Source organism: Cereibacter sphaeroides 2.4.1 (assembly GCF_000012905.2).
Classification (GTDB): Bacteria; Pseudomonadota; Alphaproteobacteria; order Rhodobacterales; family Rhodobacteraceae; genus Cereibacter_A; species Cereibacter_A sphaeroides.
In genome coordinates, this window is sequence record NC_007494.2 from 223,160 (window position 1) to 237,107 (window position 13,948).

General features: G+C 70.5%; 15 protein-coding genes. 6 read left to right on the top strand and 9 right to left on the bottom strand.

Features of this window, described 5'->3' with window-relative positions; all coding sequences use genetic code 11:
- Positions 1–203: 203 nt before the first annotated feature.
- Genes RSP_RS16500 through RSP_RS16515 form a run of 4 tightly spaced genes read left to right on the top strand, consistent with a single transcriptional unit; the run spans position 204 to position 3,219 of the window.
- Positions 204–902 carry a fumarylacetoacetate hydrolase family protein gene (locus tag RSP_RS16500; RefSeq protein WP_011339098.1) on the top strand — a complete coding sequence of 233 codons (699 nt, stop codon included), beginning with the start codon at positions 204–206 and terminating at the stop codon, positions 900–902.
- Between the two features lie 8 nt (positions 903–910).
- The gene (locus RSP_RS16505; protein ID WP_227590663.1) at positions 911–1,519 is read left to right on the top strand and encodes an RraA family protein; all 609 of its coding nucleotides are present in this window, start codon (positions 911–913) and stop codon (positions 1,517–1,519) included.
- Positions 1,520–2,386 (top strand): NAD(P)-dependent oxidoreductase, encoded by an 867-nt coding sequence (locus RSP_RS16510; RefSeq protein WP_011339100.1) that lies wholly within the window; start codon positions 1,520–1,522, stop codon positions 2,384–2,386. It begins immediately after the preceding gene.
- Positions 2,386–3,219 carry a sulfite exporter TauE/SafE family protein gene (locus RSP_RS16515; protein WP_011339101.1) on the top strand — a complete coding sequence of 278 codons (834 nt, stop codon included), beginning with the start codon at positions 2,386–2,388 and terminating at the stop codon, positions 3,217–3,219. Before RSP_RS16510 ends, RSP_RS16515 begins: the two co-directional genes overlap by 1 nt.
- A gap of 22 nt (positions 3,220–3,241) precedes the next feature.
- Here the strand turns inward: RSP_RS16515 and RSP_RS16520 are convergent, their stop codons facing one another.
- The 5 genes from RSP_RS16520 to fabA all read right to left on the bottom strand — a co-directional run bounded on the left by RSP_RS16520 (position 3,242) and on the right by fabA (position 8,130).
- A complete protein-coding gene (locus tag RSP_RS16520) occupies positions 3,242–4,741 on the bottom strand; it encodes an NCS1 family transporter (protein ID WP_011339102.1) in 1,500 nt (499 codons plus the stop codon).
- A gap of 232 nt (positions 4,742–4,973) precedes the next feature.
- Positions 4,974–5,399 (bottom strand): VOC family protein, encoded by a 426-nt coding sequence (locus RSP_RS16525; protein ID WP_011339103.1) that lies wholly within the window; start codon positions 5,397–5,399, stop codon positions 4,974–4,976.
- Positions 5,400–5,572: 173 nt separating this feature from the next.
- Positions 5,573–6,361, bottom strand: coding sequence for an enoyl-ACP reductase FabI (locus RSP_RS16530; protein ID WP_011339104.1), 789 nt, complete (start codon positions 6,359–6,361; stop codon positions 5,573–5,575).
- A gap of 10 nt (positions 6,362–6,371) precedes the next feature.
- Positions 6,372–7,601, bottom strand: a complete 1,230-nt coding sequence (gene fabB / locus RSP_RS16535) for a beta-ketoacyl-ACP synthase I (protein WP_011339105.1) — start codon at positions 7,599–7,601, stop codon at positions 6,372–6,374.
- A 19-nt stretch (positions 7,602–7,620) separates the two neighbouring features.
- Positions 7,621–8,130, bottom strand: coding sequence for a bifunctional 3-hydroxydecanoyl-ACP dehydratase/trans-2-decenoyl-ACP isomerase (gene fabA, locus RSP_RS16540; RefSeq protein ID WP_002723732.1), 510 nt, complete (start codon positions 8,128–8,130; stop codon positions 7,621–7,623).
- A gap of 149 nt (positions 8,131–8,279) precedes the next feature.
- Here fabA and irr point away from each other — a divergent pair, with 149 nt between their 5' ends.
- Together irr and RSP_RS16550 are read left to right on the top strand one after the other, a co-directional pair.
- The gene (irr, locus tag RSP_RS16545; RefSeq protein ID WP_011339106.1) at positions 8,280–8,720 is read left to right on the top strand and encodes a Fur family transcriptional regulator Irr; all 441 of its coding nucleotides are present in this window, start codon (positions 8,280–8,282) and stop codon (positions 8,718–8,720) included.
- Between the two features lie 130 nt (positions 8,721–8,850).
- Positions 8,851–9,663: a transglutaminase-like domain-containing protein gene (locus RSP_RS16550; protein ID WP_011339107.1), complete on the top strand. Its 813-nt coding sequence runs from the start codon at positions 8,851–8,853 to the stop codon at positions 9,661–9,663.
- Between the two features lie 3 nt (positions 9,664–9,666).
- Here RSP_RS16550 and RSP_RS16555 read toward each other — a convergent pair whose 3' ends face one another.
- From RSP_RS16555 to RSP_RS16570, 4 genes are read right to left on the bottom strand one after another with little or no spacing between them, the layout of a single operon-like run.
- Complete coding sequence (locus RSP_RS16555; RefSeq protein ID WP_011339108.1) at positions 9,667–10,848, bottom strand: CaiB/BaiF CoA transferase family protein; 1,182 nt, start codon at positions 10,846–10,848, stop codon at positions 9,667–9,669.
- Positions 10,845–11,978, bottom strand: coding sequence for an acyl-CoA dehydrogenase family protein (locus tag RSP_RS16560; RefSeq protein ID WP_011339109.1), 1,134 nt, complete (start codon positions 11,976–11,978; stop codon positions 10,845–10,847). The genes RSP_RS16555 and RSP_RS16560 overlap by 4 nt, the downstream gene beginning before the upstream one ends.
- Positions 11,975–12,736, bottom strand: coding sequence for an SDR family NAD(P)-dependent oxidoreductase (locus tag RSP_RS16565; RefSeq protein WP_011339110.1), 762 nt, complete (start codon positions 12,734–12,736; stop codon positions 11,975–11,977). Before RSP_RS16565 ends, RSP_RS16560 begins: the two co-directional genes overlap by 4 nt.
- The gene (locus RSP_RS16570; RefSeq protein WP_011339111.1) at positions 12,736–13,896 is read right to left on the bottom strand and encodes an acetyl-CoA C-acyltransferase; all 1,161 of its coding nucleotides are present in this window, start codon (positions 13,894–13,896) and stop codon (positions 12,736–12,738) included. Before RSP_RS16570 ends, RSP_RS16565 begins: the two co-directional genes overlap by 1 nt.
- Positions 13,897–13,948 lie beyond the last annotated feature (52 nt).

The window sequence follows — 13,948 nt, forward strand, 5'->3', positions numbered from 1 at the left end:
GTCGGACGTTCCGCCCCGACGAGGGGCGCTCCCTCCGCGACTCAGCGTATACCATTCGAGCCACAATTCAAAAAAATATACGAAACGGAAGATCAGGCGTTTTCATATCTTGATCTGCCGCCCGATACCGGGAACGCTTTGTCATCACGAGTCGCGGCCGGGAGGGCTGCGGCCCGCACGCGACTGTTCAGGAGGAGTGACAGATGGCGGCCTACGTCCTACCCACCGCGGCGCAAGCCCACCTCGATGTCGTCGGCAGCGACGAGAAATTCCCGGTGCGCCGCGTCTATTGCATCGGCAAGAACTACGTCGCCCACATCCGCGAGATGAATGCGGACGAGCGCGACCCGCCGGTGATCTTCATGAAGCCTGCGGATGCGGTGGTGCGCAACGGCGGCGAGATCCCCTATCCGGTCTTCACCGAGAACTTCCATTACGAATGCGAGCTCGTGGTGGTGCTGAAGTCGGGCGGCTACAACATCTCGGTCGCCGATGCCGCCAGCCACATCTACGGCTATGCCGTGGGCCTCGACATGACGCGGCGCGACCATCAGAAGGGCGTGCTGGAAAAAGGCCTGCCGTGGGAGGTCACGAAGGCCTTCGACCTCTCGGCCCCGATCGGCCCCGTCACCCGCGCCGAGGAGTGCGGGGTGCTGACCTCGGGCCAGCTCACGCTGAAGGTGAACGGGGAGGTCAAGCAGGATGCCGACATCGGGCTGATGATCTGGAAGGTCGACGAGATCATTGCCAAGCTCTCCGAGCAGCACCGCCTTCAGCCGGGCGACATCATCATGACCGGCACGCCCGCGGGCGTGGGCGCGGTGGTGACCGGAGACGTGCTCGACTGCACGATGGAGGGGCTCGAGCCGATGCAGGTCCGCATCGGGCCGAAGGCCGTCTGACAGCCGTGGTGCGCGCGGCCGATCTCCTCGCGCTCGGCACGGCGACGCTCGGCGAGGCCTGGCCCGGCGCGCGTCTGCCGGGCCTGCCGCTCCGCCCGCTCGCGCCGGGCATGGCGCTGGCGGGGCCGGCCTTCACGGTCCGCTGCCGGGCGGGCGACAATCTCGCGCTCCACCGCGCGCTTGCGGTGGCGCGGCCGGGCGAGGTGCTGGTGGTCGATTACGAAGCCAGCCTCGACAGCGGTCCCTTCGGCGAGATCATGGCGCTCGCGGCCATGGCGCGGGGTCTCGCGGGCCTTGTGATCGACGGAGCGGTGCGGGACAGTGCCCAGATCGCGGATCTGGGCTTTCCGGTCTTCGCCCGCGGGCTCGACATCCGCGGCACGACCAAGACCGACCGGGGCCAGCTGGGCGCGGTCTTGAGGTTCGGGCGGGCCTCTGTCGGGCCCGGCGACATGGTGGTGGCGGATGCGGATGCCGTGTTGATCCTGCCGCGCGACGAGGCCGGGGCGGCGCTGGCCGCGGGCCGCGCGCGGGCCGGCCGCGAGGAAGAGATGAAGCGCCGGATCGCCGCGGGCGAGACGACGCTCGCGATACTCGGACTGATGAAGGAGGCTTGAATGAGCGACACCGTGGTGGGCATTGCCGGAACCGGGCGCATGGGCACGGCCTTCGCCCGCCGCCTCCGCGAGACGGGGACCCCGGTCCGGGTCTGGAACCGCAGTTCCGACCGGACGGGCGCCGCGGTCGATGCCGGCGCCGAGGCCGTGGCGCTCGAAGCGCTGGCCGAGGCCGATCTCGTTCTTCTGTCGCTGACCGATGCCGCCGCAGCCGAGGCGGTGCTGGCGGGCATGGGCGCGGCGCTGGCGGGCCGCATCGTGGTCGAGATGTCGACGCTCCTGCCCGATCAGGCCGAGGCGCTCGAGGCGCAGGCCACGGCGCTCGGGGCGCAGTTCCTCCATTGCCCGGTGGGCGGCACCGTGGCCCCCGCGCTGAAGGGCCAGCTTCTGGGCTTCGCGGGCGGGCCGGCCGAGACCCTCGAACAGGCCCGGCCGGTGCTCGAACGGCTCTGCCGTCGCGTCGAGCATCTGGGGTCCGTCGGGGCCGCGGCCCGGATGAAGCTCGCCGTGAACCTGCCGCTCGCGCTCTACTGGCAGACGCTGGGCGAGAGCCTCCTCCTCCTGCGCGGGGCGGGCATTCCGGCCGAGCAGGCGATCGGCCTGATGGCCGAAAGCTCGGGCGGTCCCGCGGTGCTGAAGAACCGCGCGCAGGTGGTGGTGGAGACCCTGGAAGGGGCCGATCAGCGCGGCACCTTCGACATCGCGGGCCTCGCCAAGGATCTGCATCTGGCTCTGGCCCTTGCCGAGCGCGAGGGGGCGGCGCTGCCGCTCTCCGCCGCCGCCGAGGAGCGTTATCGGGCGGCGCTGGAGGCGGGCCTCGGCCGGTTCGACGGCGCAAGCCTCGCGCGGCGGACGGCCGAAGGCTGATGGAGCTCCTTTCCTCGGGCACGATCTTCGCGCTCATCGCGGCGCTGGCCGCGGCGGGTGCGGTGACGGGGTTCCTCGCGGGCCTGTTCGGGATCGGCGGCGGCGCGATCTCGGTTCCCGTCTTCTTCGAGGTCTTCCGGCTGCTCGGCCACGATCCCGAAGTGGCGATGCCGCTCGCCGTGGGCACCTCGCTTGCGGTGATCGTGCCGACCTCGCTCGTCTCGGCCTACGGGCACCTGCAGCGCGGCACGGTCGACAAGGATCTGCTGAAGGTCTGGGCGCTGCCGATCCTCATCGGCGTGGCGCTCGGCTCGGCGCTGGCCAGCGTCGCGCCACCGCGGCTCTTTCAGGGCGTCTTCGTCTGCGTGGCGCTGCTCATCGCGACGAAGCTCCTGACCGGGGGCAAGTGGCGGCTGTCCGAGGGCCTGCCGCGCCGCGCGATCCTGCGCCTTTACGGCGCGGTGGTGGGGCTCGTCTCGGCGCTGATGGGCATCGGCGGCGGCGCGGTCTCGAACCTGATCCTCACGCTCCATGGCGTGCCGATCCACCGTGCCGTCTCGACCGCGGCCGGCGTGGGCGTGCTGATCGCCGTCCCCGGCACGATAGGCTACATGATCGCGGGCTGGGGCCGGCCCGACCTGCCGCCCGACGCGCTGGGGTTCGTCTCGGTGGCGACCTTCCTCCTGACGATCCCGACCTCGATCCTGACCACGCGCTTCGGCGTGGCGCTGGCGCACCGGCTGTCGAAGGAATGGCTAGCGCGCAGCTTCGGCTGCTTCCTGCTCCTTGTCTGCGCGCGGTTCCTCGTGGCGATGATCGCGGGGGACGGGTGAGGGGACCCGCCCCCGGCGCGCGTTACAGATCCTCGCGCGGGACGACCGCGCCCGCCGTCTCGCCGGGGCGCAGGCGGGTGAACCGGCCGCCGCCGAGATAGGCCCAGCTCACCCCCTCGGAGGTGGCGAGATAGCCCTCGGCCGCGGCCATCTCGGGCTGCGGATGGCGCGGCAGCACCACGAGCTTCATCAGCGCGAGATAAAGGAGGGCGCCCAGCGGGAAGCCCACGAAGACGGAATAGTCCGACCACCAGGCTGCCGCCGCCCCCGCGACGATCCAGGCCACGAGGCCCGCGGGATTGAAGCCGCCCGCGTAGCGGTACTGGCCCTGCGGATCGTAGAGGGCAGGCACGTTCACCCGCCGGCCGCGCAGCACATAGTAATCCGCCACCATGATCCCGCCGATGGAAAGCAGGAAGGCGCCGCAGTAGCCGAGGAAGGTGAAGAGGTTGTTCAGGATCTCCCACGGGAAGCAGAGCGTGCCCACGACCCCCGCCAGCGCTACGCCGATGCGGTAATCGATCCGGCGCGGCGCGAGGTTGACGAAGGTCAGTGCGGCCGGGATCAGGTTGGCCGAGTTGTTCGTCGACCATTGCGCCAGCACGACGAGGAGGAGAAGCGTGAGGAGCGAGAGGCCCTGCGCATCCCCCTGGATCACCTCGATCGGGTTCCAGTTGCCGGTGGCGATGAACGAGACCCCGCCGATGCCCGCGACCAGCGCCTGAGTGACGGGCAGCGCCACGAGCTGGCCCAGGAACACCGCGCGGTTGCGGCTGAGGAAGCCGCGCGCGCCGGGCTTCACCGCGATGAAGCGGGTCAGGTTCGGAATGTCGATGGCCATGGTCGACCAGAAGCCGAGGTTGGCGATGAAGAGCGCGAGCAGCGACATCTGCCCCTCGGCGCGGAAGGTCCAGATGTTGAGCCCCTTGGTCTCGGCGATCCCCTCGAGGCTGAAATACATCCAGACCGAGATGGCGATGATCGCGGGCGCGGCCAGCGCCGCCAGCCGCTCGACCGAGCGGATGCCCGCCATGGTGCTCGCGATCTGGAGGAGGCCGAAGAGGAGATACCAGACGAACCAGTTCGAGACGCCGAGGACATATTCGCCGATCCCGTTCAGGGCCAGCGCACCGAGATAGGTCTGGATGCCGAACCACATCGCCGCCACCAGCCCGCGCGAGAGCGAGGGCAGGTGGGTGCCGTGGATGCCGAAGGGCGCCCGCAGATAGACCGCGAAGGGCACGCCATGCTCGGTGCCGATGTCGGCCGTGAGCAGCATGAAGGCGCCGATGGTGAGGTTGGCCGCAAAGATGGTGAGGATCACCGTGGCAAGCGGCACGCCTCCGCCCACGCCCGCGGCGCCCAGCGAGTAGGTGGCGATGATGACGGCGATGCCGACCCAGATCCAGCCATAGCCGATCATCCCGATGGGACGCTGGTTGAGGTGGGTGGGCAGGATCGATTCCTCGATCAGGGCCGAGCGGTCGTGCTCGGCGCGTCGCAGCTGGTCGGCCAGTGTCATTTTTTCTCCCCGTTGGACGGCCGGCGGGCCGGTCCGCCGCCTGTCGGGAAGGAACCGGGCGCCGCCGCGCGGCTCTGCGCATCGGGGTCCGGCGCGCGGCCCCCGGCGCGCATGTCTCGCGTCCGGCGCCGGAGGTCAAGCGCCTCCGGTGCCGCGTGCCGTGGCCTGATGAGGCCGGGCTCGGCAGAGGCCGGAGCCTCTGCGCGAAAGCCGCCGGGCGTGCGGCGGCCCGTCAGCCGCTCGGCATCCTGCCTGCGGCCGAGGCGGCTTCCGCATCCATCCAGAAGATCTCGAACACATGGCCGTCCGGATCGTGCAGGGTGCGCAGATACATCCAGCCGTGGTCGTCCGCGGGCTTGGGCTCTGTCGCCCCCGCCCCGAGCGCCGCATTCAGAAGATCGTCCACCGCGTCGCGGCTGTCGCGCGACAGGGCGAGCAGCACCGAGGTCGCGGTGCGCGGATCGGCGCGCGGCAGGGTGGCGAACTGATCGAACCGGGCATGGGTGAGCAGCATGAGCCGGATCGAGCCGGAAATGGCGATGCAGGCGGCCGTCTCGTCGGTGAAGGCCTCCTCGAGCTGGAAGCCGAGCGACAGATAGAAGGCTATGGACCGATCGAGGTCCGCGACGGGCAGGTTGACATAGATCGACTGGGGCATGGGGCTCCCTCGCTGTCCGATGGTGCGGCCGGGCCGCATGGACAGGAAACGGAGCGACGGGGCCCGCCGTTCCCTCCGCCGCTGCGCGAGAGGCGCGGGACAGGACTGAACGGGCCGCCGTCAGGCCCGTTCCTCAGGATCCCGGACGCGCCGTCTCCGGCGCATCCCCGTCGTCAGAGATGGTCGGGCTGCGGCATCCCCAGCACATGATAGCCGCCGTCCACCCGGACGATCTCGCCCGTGGTGCAGGCGCCATAGTCCGAGGCGAGCCATGCCGCCGTGCCGCCCACCGCTTCGAGCGTCGCGTTCGCCCGCAGGGGCGCGTTGGCCTCGGTGTGGCGGAAGGTGGCGCGCGCGCCCGCGATGGCCGCGCCCGCGAGCGTCTTCATCGGGCCGGGCGAAATCGCATTCACCCGGATCTTCTGCGGCCCGAGGTCATTGGCGAGATACCGCACCGCCGATTCCAGCGCCGATTTCGCCACGCCCATCACGTTGTAATAGGGCGTCACCCGGTTCGACCCCTGATAGGTCAGCGTCAGCAGCGCGCCGCCGTCGGGCATGAGCTCCGAGGCGCGCCGCGCGATGTCGATGAAGGAATAGCACGAGATCGTCAGCGAATTGCGGAAGTTCTCGCGCGAGGTGTTGATGAAGCGTCCGGCGAGTTCGGTCTTGTCCGAATAGGCGATTGCATGGACCACGAAGTCGAGCGTGCCCCAGCGATCCTTCAGCGCGCCGAAGCAGGCGTCGAGCGAGGCATCGTCCATCACATCGACATCGACGAGGAAGTCCGAGCCGACCGAGGCCGCCAGCGGCTCGACCCGCTTGCCGAACGCCTCGCCCTGATAGGAGAAGGCGAGTTCGGCCCCTTCGGCGGCCAGGGCGCGTGCAATGCCCCAGGCGATCGAGCGGTCGTTCGCGACCCCCATCACCAGACCGCGTTTACCCTTCATCAGATCGGCCATCGCCGCACCCTCAGTTGTTGAACTTGCTCAGGAGCAGACTGGCGTTGGTGCCGCCGAAGCCGAAGCTGTTGGACAGGACCGAGTCGATCTCGACCCCCTCGCGCAGGGTGGTGGCGATCTCGTCCGGCTGGATCTCGGGGTCGAGCTGGGTCACGTTGGCCGAGGCCGCGATGAAGTCGCCCTGCATCATCAGGATCGAATAGATCGCCTCGTGCACGCCGGTGGCCCCCAGCGAATGGCCGGTGAGCGACTTGGTGGAGGAGATCGGCGGAACCTTGCCCTCGCCGAAGATCCGCCGGATCGCGCGCACCTCGGTCACGTCGCCCGCGGGCGTCGAGGTGCCGTGTGCGTTGATGTAATCGACCCGGCGCCCCTCGGGCAGCGTGCCGAGCGCCAGCCGCATCGACCGCTCGCCGCCTTCGCCCGACGGCGCCACCATGTCGGCCCCGTCCGAGGTGGCCCCGTAGCCGGTCACTTCGGCATAGATCTTCGCGCCGCGCGCCAGCGCATGCTCGAGCTCTTCCAGCACGACCACGCCGCCGCCGCCCGCGATCACGAACCCGTCGCGCGTGGCGTCGAACGGCCGCGAGGCGGTCTCGGGCGCATCGTTGTATTTCGACGACATGGCCCCCATCGCGTCGAAGAGGCAGGAGAGCGTCCAGTCGAGCTCTTCCCCGCCGCCGGCGAAGACGATGTCCTGCTTGCCCATCTGGATCAGCTCGGTGCCGTTGCCGATGCAATGGGCCGAGGTGGAGCAGGCCGAGGTGATCGAATAGTTCACGCCCTTGATCTTGAAGGGCGTGGCAAGGCAGGCCGAGTTGGTCGAGCTCATGCAGCGCGTCACCATGAAGGGACCCATCCGCTTGGGCGAGCCCTTCTCGATGACGATCTTGTGGGCCTGGAAGAAGTTCGAGGTCGACGGCCCGCCCGAGCCCATCACGAGACCGGTGCGCGGGTTCGAGACCTCGGTGGCCTCGAGGCCCGAATCCTTGATCGCCTGCTCCATCGCGATGAAGTTGTAGGCGGCTCCGGCGCCCATGAAGCGCAGGTCGCGCTTGTCGACATGGTCCTCGAGCACGAGATCGGGCATCCCGTGGATCTGGCTGCGGAAGCCGTGGTGGGCATAGTCCTCCGAGAAGGAGATGCCCGAGCGGCCGGCGCGCAGGCTCGCTTCCACTTCGGCGGCATTGTTCCCGATCGGCGAGACGATGCCGATCCCGGTGATGACGACGCGGCGCATCGGTGTTCCTCCCCCTCGATCAGGCCGCAGCGGCCAGACCGACTTTCATGTCCTTGACGCTGTAGATCTCTTCGCCATCGGCGAAGACGCGGCCGTCCGCCACGCCCATCTTGAGGCGGCGGTCGATCACGCGGGTGAAATCGACGTGGTAGGTGACGAGCTTGCGGTCCGGGCGGACCATGCCCGAGAGCTTCACCTCGCCCACGCCGAGCGCGAAGCCCTGGCCCTGCCAGCCGCGCCAGCCGAGGTTGAAGCCCGTGAGCTGCCAGAGCCCGTCGAGCCCGAGGCAGCCCGGCATGACTGGATTGCCCGGGAAATGGCATTCGAAGAACCATAGGTCGGGATGGATGTCGAACTCGGCCACGACATGCCCCTTGCCATGCAGCCCGCCATCGGCCGAAATGTCGGTGATGCGGTCCATCATCAGCATCGGCGGCAACGGGAGCTGGGCATTGCCAGGCCCGAAGAGCTCGCCCCGCGCGCAAGCCAGCAGCGCCTCTTTGTCGAAGCTCGTCGGATAGTCCGCCATTTTTCTCCCGTCCGTCCCTGGGTCAACCGCTTCCCCTTAGCACCCGTACGGAAGGGCTGGCAAGGGCGGCGCCCTGCGTCACCGGGGCAGCGGGCCGTCAGAAAAACATGGGTCTTTCCGTTTGAATTTTGCGCCCGCAATGGGATAAGATGCATTTCATGGCAGATGGAATGATGGCACGATCGGCAATCGAACGCGGCACCGACTGGCTGGCGAAGGGCGGCCTGCGCCCGACGCGGCAGCGCGTGGCGCTGGCGGCGCTTCTGGTCGGCGACGGTCGCGACCGGCATGTGACGGCGGAAAGTCTTTTCGCCGCAGCCGGCCAGTCCAACGACAAGGTCAGCCTCGCCACCGTCTACAACACGCTGCGCGCCTTCTGCGAAGCGGGCCTCATGCAGGAGGTCGTGGTGGATGGCGCACGCAGCTATTTCGATACGCGCGTCGACAACCATCCCCACTTCTACTGGGAAGATACGGCCGACCTCTTCGACGCCCCGGCCGACCAGCTCGAGATCAGCCGCATTCCCGAACTGCCGCCGGGCGCCGAGCTGAGCCGGGTCGACGTGGTCATCCGCCTCAAGCGTACCTGATCGGCAATTCCCGCTTTATTGCGCAGCGTCTGCCGCTTCTGCGGGCAGGCGTCGCTTTAGCCGGCCCGGCCGCGGAACCGGTGGCCCGGCCATGTGTTGGCGGAGCCTGGACCACGAAAGGGGGCAGGTTATGCTGATACGGTTCGGCTACGACATCTCGCTGCAATGCGAGGTCCCGACGCCGATGATCTGCCTTCTCGACATCCGCGATGAAGAGCGCGGGGCGCTTCGGATCCCCGAGACCGCGGAGGCCGATCCTTCGGTGCCGATGACGGTGCATCACGACATGTTCGGCAACCGCTGCCGGCGGCTGGTGGCGCCGGCCGGCACCCTGCGCCTGACCGGCGGCGGGGTGATGGAGGATCCGGGCACGCCCGATCCCGAGGATTGGGGCGCGGCCGAGATCCCGGTGGCGGAACTGCCCGACGAGGTGCTGCCGTTCCTCCTCGGCTCGCGTTACTGCGAGACCGACCGGATCAGCCAGTTCGCCTGGGACATGTTCGGACAGGTGACGCCCGGCTGGGCACGGGTGCAGGCGATCTCGGACTTCGTCCATGGTCACATCCGCTTCGACTATGCCGCCGCAAGCTCGTTCCGCACGGCCTACGGGGCGTGGGAGGAAGGGACGGGCGTCTGCCGCGACTTCACCCATCTGGGCATCGCGCTCTGCCGCGCACTGAACATTCCCGCCCGCTACATCAACGGCTATCTGGGCGACATCGGCGTGCCTCCCGGCGGGCCGATGGATTTCTGCGCCTGGATGGAGGTCTATCTCGGCGGCCGCTGGCATGTGTTCGACCCGCGCAACAACCAGCGCCGGATCGGCCGCATCGTCATCGCACGCGGCCGGGATGCGGCGGACGTGCCGATGGTCCATTCCTTCGGGCCGCATCTGCTCACGAACTTCTTCGTGCGCTGCGAGGAAGTGGCGGAGACGGGCTGAGCCTCAGCCCGTCGGGATGGCGCCTGCGGCGGCGGCCGGGCCTCCGTCCACACCCCAGCGGGCGAGGATCTCGGCCGTGTCGGCCCCGGGCCGCGCGGGCGGAGAGGGCCGCGGGCCCGGGAAGTCGGAGAAGCGCGGGGCAGGGGCGGGCTGGGGCACGCCGCCCACGGTCACGAAGGTCTCGCGGGCACGGGCCTGCGGATGCTCCGGCGCCTCTGACCAGTCCAGCACCGGCGCCACGCAGGCGTCGGTTCCAGCGAAGAGAGCGACCCATTCGTCCCGCGGCTTCGTCCGCAGGATCCCGGCCAGCCGCGTGCGCTGCGCGGGCCAGTCGGCGGGCGGTCCCTGCCGCAGCTCCGCAGCTTCGGGGCCCAGCCGCTCGAGGAAGGTCCGCGCGAACCGGCCCTCGATCGGGGCCACGGCGAGGAAGCGGCCGTCGGCGCATTCGTAGGTGCCGTAGAACCAGGCCCCGCCGTCGAGGAGGTTCGCCTGCCGCCCGTCCTGCCAGGCGCCGCCGGCCCGGAAGCCCCAGATCATCGCGGCGAGCAGCGAGGCGCCCTCGGTCATGGCCGCGTCGACCACCTGCCCGCGCCCGGTCGTGCGCGCCTGCAGGAGGGCCGCCACCATCCCGAAGGCCAGCATCATGCCGCCGCCGCCGAAATCGCCGATGAGATTCAGCGGCACCGCCGGCGGCCGGTCGGCAGGCCCCAGCGCGCCGAGGACGCCCGAGAGCGCGATATAGGTCAGATCGTGCCCGGCGGTGGCGGCCAGCGGCCCGTCCTGCCCCCAGCCCGTCATCCGCCCGTAGACGAGGCGCGGATTGCGCGCATGACACTCCGCGGGCCCGAGCCCCAGCCGCTCCATCACGCCCGGCCGGAAGCCCTCCATCAGCCCGTCCGCCCGCTCCGCGAGATCGAGGAGCAGCGCCACCCCCTCGGGCCGCTTGAGGTCGATCGCGATGGAGCGCCGCCCGCGCGCCAGCACGTCGAACTCCGTGTCCATCAGCGGGATCTCGGCGCGCGCCGCGAGCGGATGGACGCGGATCACCTCGGCGCCCGCATCCGAGAGCATCATCGCCGCGAAGGGGCAGGGGCCGAGGCCCACCATCTCGACGATCCGCAGCCCCGCCAGCGGTCCGGCAGGGGCTTCTCCGGAAGCCTCCGGCCCGCCCTCGGCGAGGCTCACGCCATGCCCCTGAGGATCAGCATCTTCTGGATGTCCGAGGTGCCCTCGTAGATCTGGCACACCCGGACATCGCGGTAGATCCGCTCCACGGGAAAGTCGCGGCTGTAGCCGTAGCCGCCGAAGGTCTGGATCGCGTCCGACACGATCCGCTCGGCCGCCTCCGAGGCGAAGAGCTTGGCCATCGCGGCCTCGGTCAGGCAGGGCTGGCCCGCATCCTTCATCCGCGCCGCATGAAGCACCATCTGCCGCGCCGCCTCGAGCCGCGTCTTCGCCTCGGCAAGCCGGAAGCCCACCGCCTGATGCTCGATCAGCGGCCGCCCGAACGAGGTCCGCTCGCGCGCATAGGCCACCGCCGCCTCGAGCGCCGCCTGCGCCATGCCGACCGACTGGGCCGCGATGCCGATGCGCCCGGTCTCGAGGCTGGAGAGCGCGATCCGGTAGCCCTCGCCCTCGGCCCCGATCCGCAGCGCCTCGGGCACCCGCAGGCTGTCGAAGCGCAGCGCGCAGGTGTCGGACGCCTCCTGCCCGAGCTTGTCCTCGACCTTGACCACCTCGTAGCCCGGCGTGTCGGTGGGGGTGAGGAAGCAGGTGATGCCCTCCTTGCCCGTGCTTCCCTCCATCCGCGCGAACAGGATTGCCCAGCCCGCGAGCCGCCCCGAGGTGATGAAGACCTTCTCGCCGTCGATCACATAGTCTCCGCCCGCGCGCCGCGCCCGGCTGCGCAGCGCCGAGGCGTCCGAACCCGCATGGGCCTCGGTCAGGGCGAAGGCGCCGATGAAGGCGCCCTGTGCCGCCGGCCGCAGCACCCTCTCGCGCTGCGCGGGGCTCGCGAACCGCTGGAGGATCGCGTTGAAGGGGGCGTTATGCACGCTCATCACCGTCGAGACCGCGCCGTCGCCCGCCGCGATCTCGATCAGCGCCAGCGCATAGCTCATATAGTCGGCGCCGACGCCGCCCATCTCCTCGGGCACCGTCATGCCGAAGAACCCGAGCTCGCCCATCTGCGCGAGCACGGCCGGCTCGATCGCCTTGGCCTTCGCGCGGGCCGCGGCGCCGGGTGCCAGCACCTCGCGGGCGAAGGTGCGCGCCATCTCCTGCACGAGGCGCTGCTCGTCGGTCAGGACGCTCATTTCGGTGCCATCCGCAGCGCGCCGTCGAGCCGGATCGTCTCGCCGTTCAACATGGGGTTCGACAGGATGTGGAGCGCAAGGGCCGCGAATTCGGCCGGCCGGCCGAGCCGCGAGGGGAAGGGCACCGCCGCGCCGAGGCTCTCCTGCGCGGCCTCGGGCAGGCCCTTCAGCATCGCGGTCTCGAAGATGCCGGGGGCGATGGCGCAGACCCGGATGCCGAGCGGGGCGAGTTCGCGCGCGGCGGGCAGGGTGAGGCCCACGATGCCCCCCTTCGAGGCGGCATAGGCGGTCTGGCCGATCTGCCCCTCCCAGGCCGCCACCGAGGCGGTGTGGATCGCCACCCCCCGCTCGCCGGTCTCGAGCGGCGCGAGTTCCGCCGCCCCCGCCGCGAAGAGGCGCAGAAGGTTGAAGCTGCCCACGAGGTTCACCTCGACCGTGCGGCGGAACTCCTCGAGCGGCATGACGCCCGCGCGCCCGAGCATCTTCTTCGCCGGCGCCACCCCCGCGCAATTGACGAGGATGCGCGCCACGCCCTGCTCGGCCGCGGCCCGCGCCACCGCCGCTTCGGCGCCCTCGGCCGAGGCCACGTCGCAGCCGATGGCGAGCCCGCCGATCTCGGCCGCGACCGCCTCGGCCGCGGGCAGGTTGAAATCGAGGAGCGCCACCCGCGCCCCCGCCGCCGCCAGCGCCCGCGCCGTGGCCTCGCCCAAGCCCGATCCCGCGCCGGTGACGAGCGCCGCCTGATCCCGAAGGTCCATCAGATCACCTCCACCGCCAGCGCCGTCGCCTCGCCGCCGCCGATGCAGAGCGAGGCCACGCCGCGTCTCAATCCCCGCGCCCGCAGCGCCTCGATCAAAGTCACCACGATCCGCGCCCCCGAGCAGCCGATCGGATGGCCGAGCGCGCAGGCGCCGCCGTTCACATTGACCTTGTCGTGGGGCAGGTCTAGGTCGCGCATCGCGGCCATGGCCACCACTGCGAAAGCCTCGTTGATCTCGAAGAGATCGACCTCGGCCGCGCTCCAGCCCAACCGCTCGAGAAGCTTCCCGATGGCGAAGATCGGCGCCGTGGTAAAAAGGTTCGGCGCCTGCGCATGGCTTGCATGGCCGCGGATCGTGGCGAGCGGGGTCAGCCCCTGCGCCTCGGCCGCGCCGGCCGAGGCGATCACGAGCGCCGCCGCCCCGTCCGAGATCGAGGAGCTGTTGGCCGCCGTCACCGTGCCGCCCTCGCGGAAGGCGGGCCTGAGCTGGGGGATCTTCTCGGGGCGGGCGCGGCCCGGGGCCTCGTCAACCGCCACCCCGTCCACTGCCACCACCTCGGCCGCGAAGCGCCCCTCGGCAATGGCCGCCTGCGCCCGGGCCAGCGAGGCCAGCGCATAGGCATCCTGCGCGTCGCGGGTGAACTGGTAGGCCTCGGCGCAATCCTCGGCGAAGGTGCCCATGGCGCGGCCGCGGTCGTAGGCATCCTCGAGCCCGTCGAGGAACATGTGGTCCAGCACGCGCCCATGCCCGATCCGGTAGCCGCCGCGCGCCTTGTCGAGCAGATAGGGCGCGTTCGACATGCTCTCCATACCGCCCGCGACGACGATGCCCGCGCTGCCCGCCCGGATCATGTCATGCGCGGCCATGGCGGCCTTCATCCCCGAGCCGCAGACCTTGTTCAGCGTAGCGCAGGGCACCGAGAGCGGCAGCCCCGCGCCCAGAGCCGCCTGCCGCGCCGGCGCCTGCCCGAGGCCCGCGGGCAGCACGCAGCCCATCACGACCTCCTCGACCGCCTCGGGGGCGAGGCCCGCCCGCGCGAGCGCGGCCGAGATCGCCGCCGCGCCGAGCTCGACCCCCGTCCGGCCCTTGAGCGCACCCTGAAAGGCGCCCATCGGCGTCCGCGCCGCCCCCGCGATCACGATCGGTTCCGCTGCCATGAAGCCCTCCCCTGCCTGCTGACCGGCGGAGGCTAATCCGGCCTGCCCGCGC